The sequence below is a fragment of the Paenibacillus sp. B01 genome (assembly GCF_009649995.1).
In the GTDB taxonomy this organism is placed as follows: Bacteria; Bacillota; Bacilli; order Paenibacillales; family Paenibacillaceae; genus Paenibacillus_O; species Paenibacillus_O pasadenensis.
In genome coordinates, this window is sequence record NZ_CP045802.1 from 2,634,760 (window position 1) to 2,656,856 (window position 22,097).

General features: G+C 64.7%; 23 protein-coding genes. 22 read left to right on the top strand and 1 reads right to left on the bottom strand.

Features of this window, described 5'->3' with window-relative positions; genetic code table 11:
• Positions 1 to 36: 36 nt before the first annotated feature.
• The 22 genes from dapB to GE073_RS11525 all read left to right on the top strand — a co-directional run bounded on the left by dapB (position 37) and on the right by GE073_RS11525 (position 21,816).
• Positions 37 to 843, top strand: a complete 807-nt coding sequence (gene dapB, locus GE073_RS11420; RefSeq protein ID WP_028599745.1) for a 4-hydroxy-tetrahydrodipicolinate reductase — start codon at positions 37 to 39, stop codon at positions 841 to 843.
• 53 nt (positions 844 to 896) lie between these two features.
• Positions 897 to 1,310 (top strand): methylglyoxal synthase, encoded by a 414-nt coding sequence (gene mgsA, locus GE073_RS11425; RefSeq protein ID WP_028599744.1) that lies wholly within the window; start codon positions 897 to 899, stop codon positions 1,308 to 1,310.
• A 4-nt stretch (positions 1,311 to 1,314) separates the two neighbouring features.
• Entirely contained in the window at positions 1,315 to 2,025 is a 711-nt protein-coding gene (gene bshB1, locus GE073_RS11430) for a bacillithiol biosynthesis deacetylase BshB1 (RefSeq protein WP_101809058.1), read from the top strand.
• 99 nt (positions 2,026 to 2,124) lie between these two features.
• On the top strand, positions 2,125 to 3,291 hold the full coding sequence (gene bshA, locus GE073_RS11435; protein ID WP_028599742.1) for an N-acetyl-alpha-D-glucosaminyl L-malate synthase BshA: 1,167 nt from the start codon (positions 2,125 to 2,127) through the stop codon (positions 3,289 to 3,291).
• Complete coding sequence (locus GE073_RS11440; RefSeq protein WP_043111588.1) at positions 3,288 to 4,613, top strand: CCA tRNA nucleotidyltransferase; 1,326 nt, start codon at positions 3,288 to 3,290, stop codon at positions 4,611 to 4,613. The genes bshA and GE073_RS11440 overlap by 4 nt, the downstream gene beginning before the upstream one ends.
• Before the next feature lie 4 nt (positions 4,614 to 4,617).
• Complete coding sequence (locus tag GE073_RS11445) at positions 4,618 to 5,598, top strand: biotin--[acetyl-CoA-carboxylase] ligase (RefSeq protein ID WP_028599740.1); 981 nt, start codon at positions 4,618 to 4,620, stop codon at positions 5,596 to 5,598.
• A 319-nt stretch (positions 5,599 to 5,917) separates the two neighbouring features.
• Positions 5,918 to 6,769, top strand: a complete 852-nt coding sequence (panB, locus tag GE073_RS11450) for a 3-methyl-2-oxobutanoate hydroxymethyltransferase (RefSeq protein WP_028599739.1) — start codon at positions 5,918 to 5,920, stop codon at positions 6,767 to 6,769.
• Positions 6,766 to 7,683: a pantoate--beta-alanine ligase gene (gene panC, locus GE073_RS11455; RefSeq protein ID WP_052333423.1), complete on the top strand. Its 918-nt coding sequence runs from the start codon at positions 6,766 to 6,768 to the stop codon at positions 7,681 to 7,683. Before panB ends, panC begins: the two co-directional genes overlap by 4 nt.
• A gap of 5 nt (positions 7,684 to 7,688) precedes the next feature.
• Positions 7,689 to 8,072 (top strand): aspartate 1-decarboxylase, encoded by a 384-nt coding sequence (gene panD / locus GE073_RS11460; protein ID WP_028599737.1) that lies wholly within the window; start codon positions 7,689 to 7,691, stop codon positions 8,070 to 8,072.
• A 149-nt stretch (positions 8,073 to 8,221) separates the two neighbouring features.
• Positions 8,222 to 9,064 (top strand): hypothetical protein, encoded by an 843-nt coding sequence (locus tag GE073_RS11465; RefSeq protein ID WP_153783477.1) that lies wholly within the window; start codon positions 8,222 to 8,224, stop codon positions 9,062 to 9,064.
• A 23-nt stretch (positions 9,065 to 9,087) separates the two neighbouring features.
• Complete coding sequence (gene dinG, locus GE073_RS11470) at positions 9,088 to 11,955, top strand: ATP-dependent DNA helicase DinG (RefSeq protein WP_153783478.1); 2,868 nt, start codon at positions 9,088 to 9,090, stop codon at positions 11,953 to 11,955.
• Positions 11,952 to 12,614, top strand: coding sequence for a redox-sensing transcriptional repressor Rex (locus tag GE073_RS11475; RefSeq protein ID WP_101809062.1), 663 nt, complete (start codon positions 11,952 to 11,954; stop codon positions 12,612 to 12,614). Before dinG ends, GE073_RS11475 begins: the two co-directional genes overlap by 4 nt.
• A complete protein-coding gene (locus GE073_RS11480) occupies positions 12,589 to 13,893 on the top strand; it encodes an amidohydrolase (RefSeq protein ID WP_153783479.1) in 1,305 nt (434 codons plus the stop codon). The genes GE073_RS11475 and GE073_RS11480 overlap by 26 nt, the downstream gene beginning before the upstream one ends.
• The gene (locus tag GE073_RS11485; protein ID WP_153783480.1) at positions 13,893 to 14,420 is read left to right on the top strand and encodes a cell wall elongation regulator TseB-like domain-containing protein; all 528 of its coding nucleotides are present in this window, start codon (positions 13,893 to 13,895) and stop codon (positions 14,418 to 14,420) included. The genes GE073_RS11480 and GE073_RS11485 overlap by 1 nt, the downstream gene beginning before the upstream one ends.
• A 150-nt stretch (positions 14,421 to 14,570) precedes the next feature.
• Entirely contained in the window at positions 14,571 to 15,107 is a 537-nt protein-coding gene (locus GE073_RS11490; RefSeq protein ID WP_153783481.1) for a hypothetical protein, read from the top strand.
• On the top strand, positions 15,100 to 16,599 hold the full coding sequence (locus GE073_RS11495; RefSeq protein WP_028599731.1) for an AAA family ATPase: 1,500 nt from the start codon (positions 15,100 to 15,102) through the stop codon (positions 16,597 to 16,599). The genes GE073_RS11490 and GE073_RS11495 overlap by 8 nt, the downstream gene beginning before the upstream one ends.
• 320 nt (positions 16,600 to 16,919) lie before the next feature.
• Positions 16,920 to 17,792, top strand: a complete 873-nt coding sequence (locus tag GE073_RS11500; RefSeq protein WP_028599730.1) for a 3-hydroxyacyl-CoA dehydrogenase family protein — start codon at positions 16,920 to 16,922, stop codon at positions 17,790 to 17,792.
• On the top strand, positions 17,789 to 19,006 hold the full coding sequence (locus GE073_RS11505; protein WP_101809065.1) for an acetate kinase: 1,218 nt from the start codon (positions 17,789 to 17,791) through the stop codon (positions 19,004 to 19,006). Before GE073_RS11500 ends, GE073_RS11505 begins: the two co-directional genes overlap by 4 nt.
• A 42-nt stretch (positions 19,007 to 19,048) precedes the next feature.
• Positions 19,049 to 20,347 carry an asparagine--tRNA ligase gene (gene asnS / locus GE073_RS11510; RefSeq protein ID WP_101809066.1) on the top strand — a complete coding sequence of 433 codons (1,299 nt, stop codon included), beginning with the start codon at positions 19,049 to 19,051 and terminating at the stop codon, positions 20,345 to 20,347.
• Positions 20,347 to 21,057, top strand: coding sequence for a DnaD domain-containing protein (locus GE073_RS11515; protein ID WP_101809067.1), 711 nt, complete (start codon positions 20,347 to 20,349; stop codon positions 21,055 to 21,057). The genes asnS and GE073_RS11515 overlap by 1 nt, the downstream gene beginning before the upstream one ends.
• Positions 21,054 to 21,284, top strand: coding sequence for a DUF1450 domain-containing protein (locus GE073_RS11520; protein WP_101809068.1), 231 nt, complete (start codon positions 21,054 to 21,056; stop codon positions 21,282 to 21,284). The genes GE073_RS11515 and GE073_RS11520 overlap by 4 nt, the downstream gene beginning before the upstream one ends.
• A 28-nt stretch (positions 21,285 to 21,312) precedes the next feature.
• Positions 21,313 to 21,816, top strand: a complete 504-nt coding sequence (locus GE073_RS11525; protein ID WP_101809069.1) for a ferritin — start codon at positions 21,313 to 21,315, stop codon at positions 21,814 to 21,816.
• 70 nt (positions 21,817 to 21,886) lie between these two features.
• Here the strand turns inward: GE073_RS11525 and GE073_RS11530 are convergent, their stop codons facing one another.
• Positions 21,887 to 22,081, bottom strand: coding sequence for a hypothetical protein (locus GE073_RS11530; RefSeq protein WP_101809070.1), 195 nt, complete (start codon positions 22,079 to 22,081; stop codon positions 21,887 to 21,889).
• Positions 22,082 to 22,097: the final 16 nt, after the last annotated feature.

Below are 22,097 nucleotides of genomic sequence, written 5' to 3' on the forward strand. Positions count from 1 at the left end.
CTGCCGCCTTTTATTTCTGAACCGAGGTGATCATCAATGTCAACCCCAATCAAAGTCGCGGTGGCCGGCGCATCCGGCCGCATGGGCCGCGAAGCCGTCAAGCTGGTGCTGCAGGAGGAAGGGCTTCAGCTGGCCGGCGCGATGTCTCCATCCGCAGGCGCCGTCGACGCGGGACGCCTGGTCGGCCTGGACGAGGCCGGCGTCAAGGTCGTGCCTACGCTCGAGGCGATGCTGTCCTCCGCCGACATCGACGTGCTCGTCGACTTCACCGTGCCGCAGGCCGTATACGCCAACACGCTGGAAGCGATCACGCGCGGCGTCCGGCCGGTCGTCGGCGCCACCGGCTTCACGCCAGCCCAGATCGAAGAGCTGGACGAGCTGTGCAAGCAGCAGAAGATCGGCGGGCTGATCGCGCCGAACTTTTCGATCGGAGCCATCCTGATGATGAAATTCGCCGCCGAGGCGGCTAAATACTTCCCGCATCTCGAAATCATTGAATATCATGGCGACCAGAAGCTTGACGCTCCGTCCGGAACGTCGATCAAGACGGCCGAGCTCATCTCCGCCGCCCGCAAGGAGCTGCGGCAAGGCAATCCGAGCGAGGAGGAGACGATCGAGGGCTCGCGCGGCGGCTATTACGACGGGTTCCGCATCCACAGCGTGCGTCTTCCGGGCGTGTTCGCCCAGCAGGAGGTCGTCTTCGGAGCGTTCGGACAGTCGCTCAAAATCCGCCACGACTCCTATGACCGCGCCGGCTACATGCCGGGCGTCGCGCATGCCGTCCGCAAAGTAATGACCTACGAGGGCATGGTGTACGGCTTCGAGCATATCATGGACGACTAAGGAACGATTCCTGGAAAACTTCAGCCTGTCAGGCCGTAAAGGAGCTGGAATAGATGCTGCAAATCGCATTCATCGCGCATGACCGCAAAAAGGACGAAATGGTCAACTTCGTCACCGCCTACGAGGAGGCGTTCAAAAACGCCAAGCTGTATTCCACCGGGACGACGGGCTCCCGCATCATGGAAAAGACGAGCCTGCAAATCAAGCGCTTCATGAGCGGCCCGCTCGGCGGGGACCAGCAGATCGGAGCGCTTGTCGCGGAGGATGAGCTTGATCTCATCATCTTCCTGCGCGATCCGCTCATGGCTCAGCCGCATGAGCCGGACATTACCGCCTTGCTTCGCCTGTGCGACGTGCAAGGCATCCCGGTGGCGACGAACATCGCGACCGCCGAGCTGCTCGTCAAGTCGATGATGCGCGGAGACTTCGCCTGGCGCGAGCTCGTGCACAAGTACAAGCCGGAGTAAGCGGATGGACGCTCAACAGAGTCAAGTCGATCTGCTCGTATTCGGCGCCCACGCGGACGATGCCGAGATCGGCATGGGCGGCACGATCGCCCTCCATGCCCGGCAAGGGTGGCGCGTCGGCGTCTGCGACCTGACGCGCAGCGAGATGAGCTCGAACGGAGATCCGGTGCTGCGCGCCGAGGAGGCGGCGGAGGCTTCCCGCATCCTGGGCTTGGCCTATCGGGGCTGCCTCGGCTTGCCGGACCGCGGCCTGACGGGGGACGCGGAGCAGATCGCCGCCGTCGTCCGCGAGATTCGGCTCCGCCGGCCGCGCGTCGTCTTCGCGCCGTACTGGCAGGACCGCCACCCCGACCACAACGCATGCAGCGCGATCGTCGAGGAAGCCGTATTCAACGCCAAGCTGCGCCGCTGCATGCCGGAGCTGCCTCCGGTCCAGGTGGAGCGGCTCGTCTATTACTACATCAACGACCAGCGCGATATCGCCCTGACGGTCGACGTCACGGCGGAGATCGGGACCAAGCTCGACGCTCTGGCCGCCTATCGCTCGCAGTTCGAAGCTGCCGGCGGCGACCGCGTCGAGACGCCGCTGACGCAGGGATACGTGCAGCGGGTCGAGTACCGCGATTATTTGACGGGACAAGCCGCCGGCTGCCGCTATGCGGAAGGCTTCGCGCTGAAGCGCCCGCATCCGGTGTCGAGCTTTCTCGAAGCTTGATGATTAATGGCTCCGAGCCGCGAATACAATGATAGCATCAGGCATCCACGCCGAAGCCGGACCCGGACCCGGTTCCGGCTTCACCTAGGAGGAACGATCATGTCCAGAAAACTGAAGATCGGCATCACGTGCTATCCGACCCTCGGCGGATCCGGGGTCGTGGCGACCGAGCTCGGCAAGCTGCTCGCGGAAAAAGGGCATGAAATCCATTTCATCACGCACAGCATTCCGTTCCGCCTCGGCCAGTTCCACAAGAACATCTTCTATCACGAGGTCGAGGTCAACCAGTATTACGTTTTCCGCTATCCGCCGTACGATCTGAGCCTCGCCAGCAAGATGGCCCAGGTCGCCGCGATGCAGAACCTGGATCTGCTGCATGTGCATTATGCGGTGCCGCATGCCGTATGCGCCTTCCTCGCCAAGCAGATGATGAACGGCTCCGGCCTGAAGACGGTGACGACGCTGCACGGGACCGACATTACGGTGCTGGCCCAAGACGAGTCGCTGAAAAGCCTGATCCGCCTCGCGATCAACGAAAGCGACGCCGTCACCGCCGTATCCAAGGATCTCATCCGCGAGACGCGCGAGCTGATGGACATTACGCGTGATATCGACCTGACGTACAACTTCGTCGACAAGCGCGTCTACTACCCGCGAGACACGGGCTCGATGCGGGATGACTACGCCTTGCCGCATGAAAAGATCCTCATGCATATTTCCAATTTCCGTCCGGTCAAGCGCGTCGGAGACGTCATTGATATTTTCCGCCGCGTCAATGAGCATGTCCCCTCGAAGCTGCTTTTGGTCGGAGAAGGGCCTGAACTGTCGCGAATCCAGTTTCAGATTCAGGAGATGGGGCTGGAGGACCGCGTCCATTTCCTCGGCAAGCAGGAGGATGTGGCGCAGATCATCTCGCTCGCCGACCTGCTGCTGCTGCCGTCCGAAAAGGAAAGCTTCGGGCTCGTCGCCCTCGAGGCGATGGGATGCGGCGTCCCGACGATCGGCTCGACCGCAGGCGGCATCCCCGAGCTTGTGGCGCATGAGCGGACCGGATTCCTGTCGCCGGTCGGAGATACGGCGGACATGGCCCGCAACGCCGTCCGCCTGCTGACGAACGAGGCGATGTATGAGCAGTTCCGCGAGGCGTGCATCAAGCGCTCCTGCGAGGAATTTTGCAACGACCGGATCACGCTCGAATACGAAAAGATCTATTACCGGGTGCTCGGACTCGAGGCGGAGCTCCCGATGCAGGCTTGCCGCGGATGAAAGGCGGAGCCATCCCGCTCGATCCGCAGATGCAAGCGGCGCTGCCGGTGCTGCTTCGGCTCGAGGAGGCCGGCTTCCAAGCGGTCTTCGTCGGCGGGTGCGTGCGCGACCTGCTGCTCGGCCTGCCTTTGCATGACGTGGACATCGCCTCCTCGGCGACGCCGGAGGAGGCGATGGAGCTGTTTCCCGATGCGATTCCGACGGGACTGCGGCACGGGACGGTGACCGTCCGGCACGGCGGACGGCTTTACGAGCTGACGACCTTCCGGACGGACGGCGAGTACGGCGATGCGAGGCGGCCGGACGAGGTCCGGTTCGTTCGCAGCCTGGAGGAGGATCTGCGGCGGCGGGACTTCACTATCAACGCGATGGCGATGGATCGGAGCGGAAGGCTGACCGATCCGTTCGGAGGCCAAGCGGATTTGCGGAACCGGACGCTGAGAGCGGTCGGCGCGGCTGAGGAACGCTTCGCCGAGGATGCCTTGCGGCTGCTGCGCGGCATCCGCTTCGCCGCCGTCTACGGGCTGAGCTTCGCTCCGTCCGCCTGGCGCGGGCTGAAGGCCGGGCGCGAAGGAATGCGGCTGATCGCGATGGAGCGGGTCGGCGCCGAGCTGGACAAGCTGCTGGCCGGCGGCGGGCTTGCCCGCGGGGCGGCGCTGCTGGCCGCGTCGGGGCTGGCGGATCGATTCAAGGAACCGATTCCGGCGCTGGCGCGGGCGGCTGGCGCCTGCTCTGCGCATGGACGCGGACTGGCCGCGCCGCTGCAGGCGGCGAGCCGGCTGCAGCGGCCGGACGACGGCTGGGCGGCGCTGCATCTGCTGCTGGGACTGACGGCAGATCAGGCGATGCAAGGCTTCGCGGACGAAGCGAAGATGAGCTTTGCGACGCTGCGGTTCAGCTTGGCCCGCCAGGAGCGGCTTGCCGCCGTGCTGGCGTTCCATGCGGGCGTGCAGCGGCTCGGCCGCGATCCGCAGCGGGACGGCTTGGCGCGGCTCGTGCTGGAGCTTGGCGAGGAGCCGGTCCGCGAGGGGCTGGCGTTTCTTGCCGCGGCGGAGCGGGCCGGCCTGGCGCCGCAGCTGTTTCCCGCCGGCGCGGCGCCGCCAGCCGCCCTCCTGAGCGGCTGGCTGGAGCAGCTGCCCGCCCGCACGCTCAAGGAGCTGGCGATCGACGGCCGGCTGCTGCAGCGGCAGCTCGGCCGCCGGCCCGGGCCTTGGCTGGGGCCGCTGCTGAAGCGGCTGCTGGAGGCGGTCATGCTCGGCGAGGCGCCGAACGAGACGGAAGCGCTGGCGAAGCTGGCTGTTTCCTGGATGGAAGGAGAGTAGGGACATGGATCTGGAAAGGCTGCTGGAGCTGTTCGAGGAATCGGGCGAGCGCTTTCGCTCCGGCGAGGAGGTGAGCCGCGAGCTCGGCGTCAGCCGGACCGCGGTATGGAAAGGCATCCGCCGGCTGCAGGACCAGGGCGTGGAGTTCGAAGCCTCGCGCAAGCTCGGCTACCGGCTCGTCGGCCGTCCCGAGCCGCTGGATGCGGAGTCGATCGGCGCGCAGCTGCGGACGGAGAGCTTCGGCCGCAGGCTTGTCGTGCTGGACAAGATCGACTCGACGCAGAACGTCGCCCAGCAGCTCGCGCAGCAAGGCGCCGAGGAAGGCACGCTCGTCATCGCCGAGCAGCAGCTGAGCGGCCGCGGGCGCATGGGCCGGGGCTGGGTGTCGCCGTACGGCAAAGGGCTCTGGATGAGCCTGATCCTGCGGCCGCAGCTGCCGGTCGGCAGCGCGCCGCAGCTGACGCTGCTGGCCGCGGTCGCGCTCTGCCGGACGCTGCGCGCGGAGACCGGGCTCGATATCGGCATCAAGTGGCCGAACGACCTGCTCGTCGACGGCCGCAAGCTGAGCGGCATCCTGCTGGAGTCGGCCGCCGAGGACGAGCGGCTCCGGCATGTCGTGGCCGGCATCGGCATCAGCGTCAACCTGAGCGAGGCCGACTATCCGCCGGAGCTGCTGGACAAGGCCGTCTCGCTGCGCATGGCCGCCGGCCGCAGCTTTTCGCGCGGCGCCCTGGCGGCGGCGTTCCTGCTCGAGTGGGAGCGGCTGTACCGGCTCTATTTGGCCGAAGGCTTCGGCTTGGTGCGGACGCTCTGGGAGGCGCTGTCGGTCTCGCTGCATCGCGAGACGGAGCTCCGCACGCCGCAGGGCGACATCGTCGCGACTCCGCTCGGCCTGCATGAGTCCGGCGCGCTGATCGTCCGGATGGCGGACGGTTCGGAGCGGACGCTGTTCTCGGCCCAGATGGGCGAGCCGATCCGGGCGTGATCGCCGTGCAAGCGCCTTCGGCCTTCGTTTACGCATGCGGCTCGATCTGCTATACTGGGTGTGACCAGGCGGTATCAAGGGCCGATAGGCCGGAACCGCACTGGCGCAGCCGGGCAGACGGCTCCACAAGTCTGCTGCTTCATAAGAAGGCATGAACGCGGGAGCGAGAGCTCGGCGCGCGGAGCCGCATGACGGACCGTGACGGCGAGAGGAGCGCTGCCGGCAGGACATCCTTTTTCGGGCTGGACTTTTTAGCAGAGGCTAAAAGGTTTTTTTGTGTTCACACTAAGCCAAGAGGTTCCGAAAGGGGAAAACGAACATGAAACAAGCGTTGACGACAACCAAGCTGCAGCGGATGAAAAGAGAGGGCGTGCCGATCACGATGCTGACGGCGTACGATTATCCTTCCGCCAAGCTGGCCGAGGAAGCGGGAGTCGACACATTGCTGGTCGGCGACTCGCTGGGCAATGTCGTGCTCGGATACGACACGACCGTGCCGGTCACGCTGGAAGATATGATTTATCATGCGCGATCCGTCGCCCGCGGGGCGGCGAATACGTTCCGCATCGTCGACATGCCGTTCATGACGGCGCGGATCAGCCGCGAGCATACGCTGCAGGGAGCGGCGCGGCTCATGCAGGAAGGGCATGCCCACTCGGTCAAGATCGAGGGAGGCGCCGAGGTGGCCGAGCATGTGAAGGCTTGCGTCGATGCCGGCATCCCCGTCATCGGCCATATCGGCCTGACGCCGCAGTCGGTCCACCAGATGGGCGGCTACAAAATTCAAGGCAAGCTCGAGGCTGAAGCGGCCCGGCTGCTGGACGACGCGCTCGCGCTGCAGCAGGCCGGCGCTTATGCGGTCGTGCTGGAGCTCGTGCTCGGGCCGCTGGCCGAGGACATCTCGCGCCGGCTCGACATCCCGACGATCGGCATCGGCGCCGGCGCCGGCTGCGACGGCCAGGTGCTCGTCTACCACGACGTCATTCAATATGCCTCGCCCTATACGCCCAAGAAGTTCGTCAAGACGTATGCCGATGTCGGCACGCAGATCCGCGAGGCGCTCGGCGGCTTTGTCGAGGACGTGAAGGCTCGCCGCTTCCCGACGGAGGAGCATACGTTCGGCGTGTCCGCCGCGCAGCCGGCTGCCGTTTATGGAGGAGGCTCCAAATGAGCGTGCTGACGGAAGCGAAGCCGAAGGCGCCGATCGTCGCGCGCACGGTAGCCGAGCTGAAAGGGCTGCTGCGCGAGCGCCGCGAGCGCGCGCCCGGCCTGCAGACGGGCCTCGTGCCGACGATGGGCTATCTGCATGACGGCCACGGCAGCCTCATCCGCCGCAGCGCTGCGGAAAACGGGCTGACGGTGCTGTCGATCTTCGTCAACCCGCTGCAGTTCGGGCCGACGGAGGATCTGGACCGCTATCCGCGCGACGAGGCCCGCGATCTCGAGGTCGCGCGCCGCGAAGGGGCGGACATCGTATTCATGCCGAGCGTCGAGGAGATGTATCCTCGACGTCCGCTGACGCGAGTGCTCGTCAGCGACGTGACAGAGGCGCTATGCGGCGCCTCCCGGCCGGGCCACTTCGACGGCGTCGGCACGGTCGTCGCCAAGCTGTTCCACCTCGTCGCTCCGACGAAGGCCTATTTCGGCCTCAAGGACGCGCAGCAGGTCGCCGTCGTGCGTCAGATGGCCGACGACCTGAACTTCGACGTCGAGATCGTGCCTTGCCCGACGCTGCGCGAGCCGGACGGACTTGCGCTCAGCTCGCGCAACGTCTACCTGTCGCCGGAGCAGCGCGCCGAGGCGCTCGTGCTGTCGCGCACGCTGGACAAGGCGAAGCAGTGGGCGTCGGAGCCGGGCATGACGGCCGGCGAGCTGCAGCGCCGCGCGCGCGAAGCGATCTTGCGCTCGCCGCTCGCCGACATCGACTACGCCGAGCTGCGGCTGTACCCGTCGCTCGCCGCGATCCCTCCGGAGCAGCCGCTGAGCGCCGCGCTCGGGCAGTCGGAAGCGCTGCTGGCGCTCGCGGTCAAATTCGGCGGCACCCGGCTCATCGACAACGCGATATTTCCCAAGAAGGGAGCCTGAACCCGATGCAACGCACCATGATGAAATCCAAGCTGCACCGCGCGACCGTGACGGAAGCGAACCTGAACTATGTGGGCAGCATCACGATCGACGAGGACCTGATGGAAGCGGCCGATCTGTGGGCCAACGAAAAGGTCCAGATCGTCAACAACAACAACGGCGCCCGTCTGGAGACTTACGTCATTCCGGGACCGCGAGCCAGCGGGGTCATCTGCCTGAACGGCGCCGCCGCCCGGCTCGTGCAGCCCGGCGACAAGATCATCATCATTTCCTACGCTTCGATGGAAGAAGCGGAAGCCCGGACCTATCGGCCGCGCGTCGTCATTTTGAACGAGGACAACCGGCCGGCCGAGGTGATGGATCACGAGGTGCACGCCGTTATTCGATAAGCGAGCTTCCTGATGCGTCCGCCTCAGGGAACTGCCGCCGCCGGGTATAGGGGGGGCGCTTCGGAAGCAGAATGAGGGTACGGCTTCGCAGCCGCGCATTTATGACGATTCCTTTCCCCTCATTCCATAGCCGAAGGCGGTGTGAACGGATGTTTGAGCCGATGTTTGCCGTCATGAACGAGATGCTGGACGACATCATGCTTCGCTGTCCCGGCTGCAGTCCGAACGAGCGCGAGCAGCTGCTGAAGCAGCTGATCCACCTTCGCGCGGCAAGCGATCAATTCATCGAGGAATGGCTGGCCTTCGAGGAAAAGCTGGCGGACTTCCAGGACGCCTATCCGCAAGAGGCCGCAGCCGCAGGCCTCGGCGGCGGCCTGTCCGGCCTGTCTCGCGCGAGCGAGCCGCAGTCCGGCCGCAGCCGAGGGGGCGAAGCCGCCGCTTCCCGCTTCGCCAAGGCCCAGCTGCCGCTCATGCAGGAGCCTCCGGGCTCTGGCGGCTCAAAGCAGCCCGCAGCCCCGGGGCAGCAGCCGCAGGCCGACACGGGACTGCTGCCCCCGGCTGCCGGCATGTCGGAGCCAGTGTCGGACGAGGAGCTCGCGGCATGCGTCGCCAAGGGCCAAGGCTATTTCAACCTGTTCATGTTCCCCCAGGCGATCCGCCATTTCGCGGATGCGGTGCGGCTCGCCCCGGAATGCAATCTGGCTCGCCTGTACTTGGCGATGTCGCTCATGCACACGAAGCAGTGGAACGACGCGGAGCTGCACTTTAAGCTGCTCGCCACGCTGACGGAGCATCCGCGCTGGCAGGCGATCAGCTTCAACGCGCTAGGCTGCATCCAGGCGGTGCGGCTCAACATGGAGCTTGCGGAACGGCTGTTCCGTCAAGCGCTCAAGATGGATCCGAGCTTCGAGGATCCGGCTATCAACCTCAAGTCATGCCATCAGGCGCATGGGCCCTTATCCCTTTATTTCGGAAGCGCGGAGCTGACTTGATCGGAGAGGAAGATCGGCTGTCAATGAATTATGCGGTACTCGACGTGGAAACGACCGGGACGAACGCCTCGGAAGATGATCTCATACAAATCGGCCTCGTGCTGATGGACGAAGAGTTCAATGTCGTACAGACACTGAGCTCTTTCGTGCGTCCGAGCAGGGGGATCCCTGCCTTCATCACCCAGCTGACGGGCATCGACGACGAGATGGTGCGGGACGCTCCGGAGCCGGACGAGCTGCTGCTCGAGCTGATCCCGCTGCTGGACGATGCCGTGCTGGTCGGACATAATGTCGGCTTCGACGCCGGCTTCCTTAATATGGCGCTCGACCGCGCCGGCTATTCGCCGTTCGCCGGCCGCAGGCTTGACACGGTCGAGCTGCTGCGGATGCTGTTCCCTTCGCTGCCGTCGTATCAGCTCGGAGCCGTATCGGAGCAGTTCGGCATCCGCCACGACCAGCATCACCGGGCGGACAGCGATGCGATGGCGACGGCGATCCTGTTCTCGGAGTGCTTGAAGAAGCTCCGATCGCTGCCGCTGCTGACCGTCGAGCATCTGGCCTCCTTCATCCGGGACAGCGATCTCGGCTGGCTGCTGGCGCTCGAGCTTGAAGCCAAGCAGCTCCGCTCCGCGCTCGATACGGACTCCCACAAGTACTATCGCGGCGTGGCGATGTCGGCCGGGGACTGGACCGAGGAGGAGCCTGCCCGCGAGGAGGAGCAGGCCAACCCGCTTGCGGACGCCAGCTTCGAGGATTACCTGGAGATGGTCAAGGCCGGCTTCGAGACGCTGTTTCCCGACTACGAGGAGCGCGAGGCGCAGACGACGATGTTCCGCGAAGTGAACGACGCCTTCGAGAACAGCCGGCATCTGCTGATCGAAGCCGGCACCGGCACGGGCAAATCGCTCGGCTATCTCATTCCTTCGCTCTATTTCGGAATCAAAAACGAGCGCAAGATCGTTATAAGCACGCACACGATCAATCTGCAGGAGCAGCTGCGCCAACGCGACCTGCCGCTGCTGCGCGACGTGCTGCCGTTCAAGTTCCGCGCAAGCGTCTTCAAGGGCCGGGGCAACTACATGTGCCTGCGCAAGTTCGAGACGCGGCTGCAAACGCTGGAGCTGGCGGCGGGCAGCGAGGAGCGGCAGACCGCCTCGCAGATGCTCGTCTGGCTCGGCGAGACGGAGACGGGCGACCAGGAGGAGCTGAACTTCGGCAACCGCGGCGCGGAGTTCTGGAACACGGTCTCAAGCGATGCGGATTCCTGCCTGAACCGCGCCTGTCCGTGGTTCAAGCGCTGCTTCTACCACCGGGCCAAGCAGGAGTCGAACCTCGCCGACATCGTCATCACGAACCATTCGCTGCTGTTCACCGACATCCGCGCTGACCACCGGCTGCTGCCGTCCTACGAATACCTCGTCATCGACGAGGGCCATCAGCTCGAGGAGGTGGCCGGCAAGCATCTGGGACAGCAGCTCGGTTTCTACGGCTTCCTCAACCTGGCGAACCGGCTGGCCAAGGATTCGAGGAACGGCCTGCTGCCCCAGCTGCGGATGCAGATCCAGGGCGAGGATGCCGACGAGGTCGCCAAATGGACGGAGCAGCTCGACGAGGTCATCCCGCGCTTCGGCTCGCTCAAGGATACGTGGGAAAAGCTGTTCGAGCTGCTGCAGGCGCTCGCTTCGCCGAGCGCTGGAGGCGGCGCGGCCGAGGCGGGACAGACGATCCTGCGGCTCAAGCCCGGCGCGCTCCCCAAAGCTTGGGAAGCGATCGAGTTCGAGGAATCGCTGTTCTTCAAGGAGATGAACCAGGTCGTCAAGGTGCTGGACAAGATGAGCTCGGACATGAAGGACAAGCTGGACGACCTGTCGCTGCAGGGCATGATCACCGATCTTGCCGGAGCGGTCAAGGACGCCGGGCGCATCCGCGACGAGCTCAAGGTGTTCGTGCGGGCGGACAAGCCGGAGATGGTATACTGGATCGAGTCCTATCAGAGCGCGCGCACCAAAAGCGTGCAGCTCCATACGGTGCCGGCGGACGTGAGCTCGCAGATCAGGGAGCATTTTTTCGACAGCAAAAAAAGCGTCGTCATCACGTCGGCGACGCTGACCGTGCAGAAGACGTTCCAGTACGCCGCCGAGCAGTTCGGCTTGAAGCTTGGCGACGAGCGCCAGGCGCGCACGGTGCAGCTGCCTTCGCCGTTCCAGTACCGCTCGCAGGCGCTCGTCATGATCCCGCGCGACTTTCCCAAGGTAAAGGGAGCGGCTGCCGATCCGGCCTACATGGACAAGCTGCTCGGCTCGCTGGCCGCTGCGGCGGTCGAGACGGGCGGACGGATGCTCGTCCTGTTCACCAGCTACCGGATGCTGAAGGAAGTGTACGAGCCGCTCAAGGAAGCGCTAGCCGGAGCGGGCATCCAGGTGCTCGGCCAGGGAGTGGACAGCAGCAACCGCAGCAAGCTGACGCGGCTGTTCCGCCAGCAGCCGGCGTCGGTGCTGCTCGGCACGAGCAGCTTCTGGGAAGGCGTGGACATTCCCGGCGACGCGCTCGTCTGCCTGGCGATCGTGAGGCTGCCGTTCCAGCCGCCGAACCATCCGCTGCAGGAGGCCAAGGCGGAGCTGCTGCAGGAGGCGGGCCACAATCCGTTCATGAAGCTGTCGGTGCCGCAGGCGGTCATCCGCTTCAAGCAAGGCTTCGGCCGGCTCATCCGCACGTCCCGCGACAAAGGCATCGTGCTGCTGTACGATACGCGCGTCATCGATACCTTTTATGGAAAGCACTTCCTCTATTCGCTGCCAGGGCCTAAAATTGAAACGATGCATGCCGAGCAGTTCACTTCCCGCATGAGGGAATGGCTGCAGGACGAAGCGAAGGGGGCCGAGCAGCCATGAGCAAGCAGGGCAAACCGATATCCGAAGCGGTCGTGCGGCGGCTGCCGGTCTATCTGCAGGTGCTGAACGACCTGCATGTGCGCGACGTGCAGACCGTCAGCAGCCAGGAGCTCGGGCGCAAGCTCGATCTCAATCCCGCCCAGATCCGCAAGGATCTGGCTTACTTCGGGGAGTTCGGACGCAAAGGCGTCGGGTACGACGTCAACTATCTGATCGAGAAGATCCGCGGCATCCTGAAGCTCGACCAGCCGATGAAGGTCGCGCTCGCAGGAGCGGGCAACCTCGGCCATGCGCTGTGCAACTACAGCAGCTACCTCAAGGACAACATGAAGATCACGGCCGTGTTCGACGCGAGCCCCGCCAAGATCGGCATGCGGATCAACCGGCTCGAGGTGCTGCCGATCGAGCGGCTGCGGGACAAGGTGCGGGAGGACGGCATCCAGATCGGCATCATCACGGTGCCGGCCGCGGAGGCGCAAAACGTCGCCGACCGCTTCATCGAGGCGGGCGTGACGGGCATCCTCAACTTCGCGCCGGTCGTGCTCAAGGCTCCGGACAAGGTGCGGATCCACTACGCCGACTTCACGACGCAGCTGCTGAGCTTGGCCTACTATATGGATAAAGACGGGACGGATGAACATGAGCAAATGGTGGATTGAAAACGGGACGTTCGTGACGATGGACGAAGCCCAGCCGGTCGTGCGCGGCCATATGGTCGTCGACGGCGACCGCATCGTCTATATCGGAGAAGAGCGTCCGCAGGAGGCCGACGCGATCTCCGTGCGGATCGACGGCAGCCGGCGCGTCTACATGCCGGGACTGATCAACACGCATGGCCACGCGGCGATGTCGCTGCTGCGCGGCTTCTCGGACGACGAGGCGCTGCAGACGTGGCTGCAGGACTACATGTGGCCGATGGAAGCGAAATTTACGGACGTCGACGTAAAGTGGGGCACCTCGCTGGCCGTGCTGGAGATGCTCAAAAGCGGCACGACGACATTCGTCGACATGTACGACCGGATGGACCAGGTCGCCCAGGTCGTGGAGCGCTCCGGCATGCGCGGCGTGCTGATGCGCGGCGCGATCGGCCTTTGCCCGGAAGAGGTACAGCGCGAGAAGCTGGCGGAGGCGGTCCAGTTCGCCAAGGACTGGAACGGCGCGGCGGACGGCCGCATCGCGACGATGATGAGCCCGCATGCGCCGTATACATGCCCGCCGGCGTTCATCGAAGCGTTCGTGCAGGCGGCGCATGATCTCGACCTGCCGATGCATACGCATATGTCGGAGACGCGCGCCGAGGTCGAGCAGAACTTGCGCGAGTACGGCCTGCGCCCGGTGGCGCATCTCGACCGTCTCGGCCTGTTCTCCCGTCCGAGCTTCGTCGCCCATGCGGTGCATCTGACGGACGAGGAGATCGCGCTGCTCGCCGAGCGCGGCGTCGCCGTCTCTCACAATCCGGCCAGCAACCTGAAGCTCGCGAGCGGCGTGGCCCGCGTGCCGGAGCTGCTGAAGGCCGGCGTCGCCGTCTCGCTCGGCACGGACAGCGCGGCGAGCAACAACAATCTCGACCTGTTCGACGAGATCCGGCTCGCCGCGCTCGTCCACAAGGGCGTCAGCGGCGACCCGACCGTCGTGCCGGCGATGCAGGCGCTTCAGCTCGCGACGCTCGGCGGCGCGGCGACGATCCGGCAGCCGGAGCTCGGCGCGCTGAAGGCGGGACTCAAGGCCGACTTCATCTCGCTGGACGCCGACCAGCCGCATTTCTACCCGCGCACGGACATCGTCTCCCATCTCGTCTATTCCGCTTCGGGACGCGACGTGCGCGACGTCTGGGTCGACGGACGCCAGGTCGTGCAGGGCGGCGTCTGCCTGCTGCTCGACGAGGAGAAGATCCTGGCTGAAGCCGAAGCCTGCTACCGCAGGCTCGCCGGGGCCTGATGGCCCGCAGCCGCAGCCCTCGCTGGTACTTTACCCGCCGGGGCTGGACGGTCATCGCCGTGCTGGCGCTGATCCTGCTGCTGGCGCTGATCCATGCCGAGCTGCGGAGCATCCAGCAGCCGGTCTGGCAAGGCGAGGCGCAGGCGGCGAGCTTGGCCAAGGAGCAGGCGGGGCTGACGGAAGTCGCCTCCGCCGAGAAGTATGTGTGGGACGAGCCGCTTTGGATCGTGCGCGGCAGCACCGCCGAAGGCCGCCAGCTCGTCGTCTGGCTGCTGCCCGAGCGGGCTCCCTATGCCGAGAATGCGGCGGAGAGCGCGACGGAGGCGGACATCCGCGCCAAGCTGCTCGCGGCGAAGCCGGACGCCAAGCTGCTCCATGTCCGTCCGGCCTGGCATCAGGGCTCGCCGGCATGGGAAGCGTACTACTCCCGGACAACGGACCAGCTGCGCTACTTTTACGAGTTCTACGACTTCAAGACCGGCGCCGAGCGAGCCACGTATTCCTTGACCGCCAAACGTTCTTCCTGATTTGTTCACATTTGCCTGCCCTCTATCAAAGTCGAAGTGATATACTCATCGTATAGCAATTGTGATATACTAGAAGCCATCACAAGGCGCGAATACGCATGAGGACGGCCAGTCCGCTGGCCGCTTCGATCCTAAAGGGGGCTTTTTGCTTTGATCAAATGGAGGCTGCTGCCTTTTCTCGCCACTGTCGCCGTGTCGGCCGCGCTGCTGTTCGGAGGCTGGTACGCCTATCAGCAGACCGCTGTCGAACGTCCGCTCAGCAAAGCCGTACAAGCGCTGCCGGGCGTGTCATCCGCCCAACCCTCCCTTAGCCAGGATGTCGTCACGGTCAAGCTCACGCTGAACGGCGGAGCCGACCTTCGAACCATATATGAGCAGATCTCGCGTCAAGGCGCCTCGGTCATCGGCTCCCGCAAGCTGGTGCTGCAGGTCGACGGGCCGACGAGTCCGAAGCTGGAGGAGATCTGGTCGAGCCAGCTGTTCACGATCGCCGAAGCGATGGAGAACCGGGAGTACTCCCGCATCCCCGACGCGCTGGCGGCCATGCAAAAAAGCCATGAAGGACTTCGGGCGAAGTCTTCCATGGATCAGGCGAACGTTTATGTGACGCTGGAGTACGGCACGGATACGAAGTATGTCATTATGCCCCGCGCGGGCGAGACGATGGGGGTATGGCCCAATGCCTAAGTACAGCGCCGAGATCGGCGCCGGCTTTTTGACCGCTCTGCTGGCCTTTCTGCTGTTCCGCGGCGTCAATGTCGTGCCGCTGCTGCTTGCCCTGTCGCTCGTCGGCGTGCTGTTCTTCGCGCTGCGCTCCAAGGGGCAGCTCGCGGCGGCAGGCGGCAGGCGGGACGCGACGGTCAAGACGTCCAAGCCTTTTTCCTTCGACGATATCGGCGGCCAGGACCGCGCCAAGGTCGAGCTGATCGAGGCGCTCGACTTTCTGGTCAAGCATGAGGAGATCAGCAAGCTCGGCATCCGTCCGCTCAAGGGCATCCTGCTCACCGGCCCTCCGGGCACCGGCAAGACGCTGATGGCCAAGGCGGCGGCGCAGTATACGGATTCGGTCTATCTCGCCGCCTCGGGCAGCGAGTTCGTCGAGATGTACGTCGGCGTCGGCGCGGGCCGCATCCGCGACCTGTTCAAGGACGCGCGCAAAAAAGCGCAGAAGGCCGGCAAGAAAAACGCCGTCATCTTCATCGACGAGATCGACGTCATCGGCGGCAAGCGCGACGGCGGCCAGCACCGCGAGTACGACCAGACGCTCAACCAGCTGCTGACCGAGATGGACGGCATCCATACGAACGACGCCCCGCGCATCCTCATCATGGCGGCGACTAACCGCAAGGAGATGCTCGACTCCGCCTTGCTGCGTCCGGGCCGCTTCGACCGCCATATCGGCGTCGAGCTGCCGGACAAAAAAGGCCGTCTTCATATCTTAACCATCCATGCCAAGAACAAACCGCTCGACGAGGCGGTCAGCCTCGACAAGATCGCCGAGGAGTCGTTCGGCTTCTCCGGCGCGCAGCTGGAGAGCGTGCTGAACGAGGCGGCGATCTATGCGATGCGCGAGAGCAGCGAGTCCGTGCGCCAGGAGCATCTGTCGATGGCGATCGACAAGGTGATGATGGGCGAGAAGACGGACCGCGAGTCCACCAAGGAGGAGCGGGAGCGGGTCGCGATCCACGAGCTCGGACATGCCATCGCCGCCGAGCTGGTGCGTCCGGGCAGCGTGTCGCAGGTCGCGCTCTCGCCGCGCGGAGGGGCGCTCGGCTACGTGCGCCACAATCCCGCGCAGGACCATTACCTCTACACGAAGGACTACCTGGAGTCGCAGATCATGATCGCGCTTGCCGGCGCCGCCGCAGAGGAGATGTTCTACGGCGGGCGCAGCACGGGCTCCAAGGGCGACTTCGACCAGGCGCTGAGCATCGTGCGCACGATGGTCGAGTGCGGGCTCACCGAGGCCGGCATCGTCGAGGACCGGATGCTGACGCCGGACCGCTGGGCGCAGATTACCGGCGGGGTGCTGGAGGGGCTGATGGCGCGCACCAAGGAGCTGCTCGGCTCGCGCCGCCCTCTGTTCGAGCATAGCCTCGCCATCCTGATCGAAAAAGAGACGCTTGGCGGCGAGCAGTTCCGCGAGCTGCTGCGCGAGGAGCAGCTCGTCGGCGCCTGAGCCGTCGGCAACGTCGCTTGACCTATGGATACATCCATCACAGACGGGCCGCCGGCCCGTCTTTTATGCTGTCTGGGGAGGCGCTCGGGCAGCGGCCGAGCGATGCGGCCAGGAATGCGCCAGACCGGGTCCGATTAGGGCGGATCTGTGACTTCCCATCGCCGCGCTGACGCATAAAAATCCAGCAGCGGCGCGGATTTTCGGTCACCGGATTGTGCAAAATACAGATTCGGGAACATTGTGCAGCAGCCCCTTGGAAAGGTATAATAAGGGGCGGCTTTAGAGAGAATAGAGGCTTTTCAGATTGGAGCGGACCTACTGTGAATTTTAGAAAGATCGGTGTCATCGGTGCCGGCACGATGGGCCAGAGCATCGCCGAAATGCTTGCGTACAAAGGCATGGACGTATTCCTCATGGAGCTTACGCCGGCCAAGCTGGAGCAGGGACTTCGCAGCATCGAGATCAGCCTGGACAAGCAGATCGAGAAATGGGCGCTGACGCAGGCGGAGAAGAAGCTGATCCTGAACCGCATCCACGGAGTGTCGGACATGAGCGACTTCTCCCAATGCGAGCTCATCATAGAGACGATCACCGAGGACCTGGAGCGCAAGAAGGCGATCATCGCCGCGGCGGACCGCGCCTGCCCGCCGGACGTCATCCTCGCGAGCAATACGTCGACGCTGTCGCTGACGGAGCTGGCGAGCGCGGCGGCGCATCCGGAGCGCGTCATCGGCATGCACTTCGTCTATCCGGTGTTCAAGGTCGATCTCGTTGAGATCGTGCGCGGCCTGCGCACGTCGGACGCGACGTTCAAGTCGACCAAGGGCTTCGTCGAGCAGGTGATCGACAAGAAGGGCGTCATGGTGTTCGAGTCGCCGGGCTTCATCACGACGCGGCTCATCTGCCTGTTCATCAACGAGGCGCTGCACATCCTCGAGGAGGGCGTCGCGTCGGTCGACGACATCGACAGCGCGATGCGGATCGGCTACTCGTTCCAGCACGGACCGTTCGAGATGGCCGACCGCTTCGGCCTCGACTCCGTGCATGCCGCGCTGGAGTCGATGTTCCGCGAGTACGGCGAGCTGAAATACCGCCCGTCGTTCATTCTCAAGAAGATGGTGCGGGGCGGACAGCTCGGCGTCAAGAGCGGCGCGGGCTTCTTCACTTACGATGAGGACGGTGACCGCGTATGAACATTCTCGTCATCAATGCGGGCAGCAGCTCGCTGAAGTACCAGCTTTACGACATGAAGGACGAGTCCGTGCTCGCGAGCGGGCGCGTCGAGCGGATCGGCATGGACTCCTCGATCGTCACCCATGAGCCGGAGGGCCGTCCCGAGGTGCGGATCGTCGACGAGATCCTGGAGCATACGAGCGCGATCAAGCGCGTGCTGGACATGCTCACCCATCCCGAGCACGGCGTGCTGAGCTCGGTGCAGGAGATCGACGCCGTCGGCCACCGCGTCGTGCACGGCGGCGAGGCGTTCAAGGAATCCGCCGTCGTCACGCCGGAGACGAAGCTGGAGATCCGCAAGCTGTTCGACCTGGCGCCGCTGCATAACCCGGCCCATATGATGGGCATCACGGCCGTCGAGGCGGTGCTGCCGGGCGTCACGCAGGCCGTCGTGTTCGACACGGCGTTCCATCAGACGATGCCGCAGCAGTCGTACCTGTATCCGGTGCCGATGGTGCTGTACAAGCGCCATGCGATCCGCCGCTACGGCTTCCACGGGACGAGCCACGCCTACGTCAGCGAGCGCGCCGCCGAGGTGCTTGGCCGTCCGCTGGAGGAGCTCAAGCTCGTCAGCTGCCATATCGGCAACGGCGCGAGCGCGACGGCGATCCTGCACGGCAAGTCGTTCGACACGAGCATGGGCATGACGCCGCTCGAGGGCCTCATGATGGGCACGCGCAGCGGCGATCTCGATCCGGCGATCGTGCCGTACACGATGAACAAGGAAGACCTGACCCTTTCCGAGGTCAACTCGATGCTCAACAAGCATAGCGGCCTGCTCGCCATCTCCGGGCTCAGCAGCGACATGCGCGAGATCACGGAGGCGATGTTCGACGGCGACAAAAACGCGAAGCTCGCCTTCGAGATGTACGCCTACCGGGTCAAAAAGTACATCGGCGCCTATGCGGCGGCGATGAACGGCATCGACGTGCTGCTGTTCACGGCCGGCGTCGGCGAGAACTCCGTCGTCCTGCGCGAGCATGTGTGCGACGGCCTGACGTTCCTCGGCATCAAGCTGGACAAGGAGCTCAACGCCCAGCGCAGCAAGGAGGCGCGGGTCATCTCGACGCCGGACTCGTCCGTGGCCGTCATGGTCGTGCCGACCAACGAGGAGCTGCTCATCGCCCGCGACACGTTCAAGCTGGCCCGTCAGCGCGGAGCGGAGCAGGCCTGATCCATTTCAGATCCATCCACACGAAAGGGGCCAACCGCCATTATGAATGATTCCCTCGTCACCATCCGAGAAGTATCCGGCCATGTCGGCCAAAGCGTGCGCATCGGCGCATGGCTGCAGCGCAAGCGCTCCAGCGGCAAGATCGCCTTCCTGCAGCTGCGGGACGGCACCGGCTTCATCCAGGGCGTCGTCGCCAAGACCGAGGTGAGCGAGGACACCTGGGAGCAGGCGGGCAAGCTGACGCAGGAAAGCTCCCTGTACGTGACCGGCCTCGTCAAGGAGGAGCCGCGCAGCCCGTCCGGCTACGAGCTCGTCGTCGAAGGCATCGAGATTATCCAGGTGACCCAGGAATACCCGATCACGCCCAAGGAGCATGGCGTCGACTTCCTGATGGACCACCGCCATCTGTGGCTGCGCTCGCCCAAGCAGCGCGCCGTGCTGACGATCCGCGCCGAGATCAAGCGCGCGGTCAATGAATACTTCGATACGAACGGCTTCACGCAGGTCGATCCGCCGATCCTCACGCCGACGTCGGCGGAAGGCACGACGAACCTGTTCCATACGAAATATTTCGACGAGGACGCCTACCTGACGCAAAGCGGACAGCTGTACATGGAAGCGGCGGCGATGGCGCTCGGCAAGGTGTACAGCTTCGGCCCGACGTTCCGCGCCGAGAAGTCCAAGACGCGCCGCCATCTGATCGAGTTCTGGATGATCGAGCCGGAAATGGCGTTCGTCGACCTCGAGCAGTCGCTGCGCATCCAGGAGCAGTTCGTCGCCCATGTCGTCCAGAGCGTCGTGAACAACTGCCGTCCGGAGCTGACGACGCTGGAGCGCGACATCTCCAAGCTGGAGGCGATCCAGGCGCCGTTCCCTCGCATCACGTACGACGAGGCGATCGACTTCCTCAACAGCAACGGCTTCGAAGTGCCGTGGGGAGAGGACTTCGGCGCTCCGCACGAGACGGCGATCGCCCAGGCGCATGACCGTCCGGTGTTCATCACGCATTATCCGGCCTCGATCAAGTCGTTCTACATGAAGCCGGACCCGAACCGTCCGGAGGTCGTGCTGTGCGCCGACATGATCGCGCCGGAAGGCTATGGCGAGATCATCGGCGGCTCGCAGCGGATCGACGACCCGGAGCTGATGGCGCAGCGCTTCGAGGAGCATAACCTGCCGCTCGAGGCGTACCAATGGTACATGGACCTGCGCACGTACGGCACCGTGCCGCATTCCGGCTTCGGCCTCGGCCTGGAGCGGACGGTCGCCTGGATCTGCGGGCTGGAGCATGTGCGCGAGACGATCGCGTTCCCGCGCACGCTCTACCGGCTGTATCCTTGATGCGGCCTGGCGACCGGGGCAGCAGCGTCAGCGGCAGCGGCGCCCATGCCGAGGCGCTCGCCCGTGTCATGGGCGAGGGAGGCGTCTTCCTGCCGGCGCTGCTGCTCCGCTCCTATCGCGAGCTGGGGCTCGGAGACGCGGACTTCATGCTGCTGCTGCAGCTGATGGCGTTCCGCGATACGGAGCGCAATGACTTTCCGACGCCGGAGGAGCTTGCCACGCGCCTCGGCATCTCGCCGCGCTCGGTGCAGCAGCAGCTCGGCCGCCTCATGAAGGAAGGCTTCCTGCGCATCGACGAGACGCTCGACAGCGTCAGCGGCATCCGCTACGAGCGCTACAACTGGCAGGGCTGGCTGGAGCGCGCGGCCGAGTGGACGGCGGAGGCGGACCGTTCCGCGTCCGTCTCCGCATCGGCGGCGCCGAGTCCGCGTCCGGCTGCCGCTGCCGCCGCGACGGACCTGTTCTCGGTGTTCGAGCAGGAATTCGGCCGTCCGCTCTCCCCGATGGAGTGCGAGCGCATCAGCATGTGGCTGGACCAGGACCGCTACAGCGACGAGCTGATCCGCTTCGCGCTGCGCGAGGCCGTGTTCGCGGGCAAGCTGCATTTCACCTATATCGACCGCATCCTGCTGGAATGGGGCCGCAATCGGGTCACCACGCCGGAGGAAGCGCGCGTCCACAGCCGCAAGTTCCGCGGCGGAGCCAAGTGAAGATCCGGTTTTGCCGGCGCAACCTGAAGCTCCTGTCCAAGCCCGCCTACCGCAGGCTCAAGGACGAGCCCGGCATCGAGCTGCGCAAGTCGCCCTGCCTCGGCAGCTGCCGGCTGTGCCGCGAGCGCTGCTTCGCCGTCGTCAAGGGCCGCGTCGTGCAGGCCGGCAAGCCCAAGAAGCTGGCCCGGCGCGTGCTGGAGCGGGTCGAGAAGGAGCGCCGAAACTAGCCCTATCCGCATCCAAGGAGGAATTCCGATGAATGACCAGCTAGCCGCTTCGCTCAACGACCAGATGAACTTCGAGTTCTACTCCGCCCATGTGTATCTCGCCATGGCGGCGTACTGCTCCGGCCAAAGCCTGGAGGGCTTCTCCAACTTTTTCCTCGTTCAGGCCGAGGAGGAGCGCTTCCATGCGATGAAGATCTACAAGTTCCTCAACGACCGCGGCCGCCGCGCCACGCTGCAGGCTCTGCGCGAGCCGAAGAACGAGTACGATTCGATGCTGGACGTATTCGAGCACGGCTACCGGCACGAGCAGCAGAATACGAAAAACTTCTACCATCTGGCCGACCTGGCGCTCGACGAGCGCGAGCACGCGACGATCTACTTCCTGAAGTGGTTCATCGACGAGCAGGTAGAGGAGGAAGCCCTCTTCGACGGCATCATCCAAAAGCTCAAGCGGATCGAGTCCGACAGCAACGCCTTCTACATGCTGGACGCCGAGTTCGCGAACCGCTCGTTCACGCCTCCGGCGGAATAGAGCCGGTTCCATTCGCAACTGAAAAACGAAGCCCGCCTCCAGCTGGAGGCGGGCTTCGTTTCAGCATGGCTCAGCGCCGAGGCAGACGGCGGATGAGCACGAGCAGCAGCACGATGATGATCCATGGCGCCGCGTAGTCGGTCAGCCATTCGAACGTTTCTTTTGTCGATGCCCTATCTCCGTTCAGCCACCCGGCGGCGAGCACGATCAGCACGAAGGCGGGAAAAATCCAGATGCCGTAGGCTCTCCAAAAATGAGGTCCCATTCCGATTGCTCCTTTC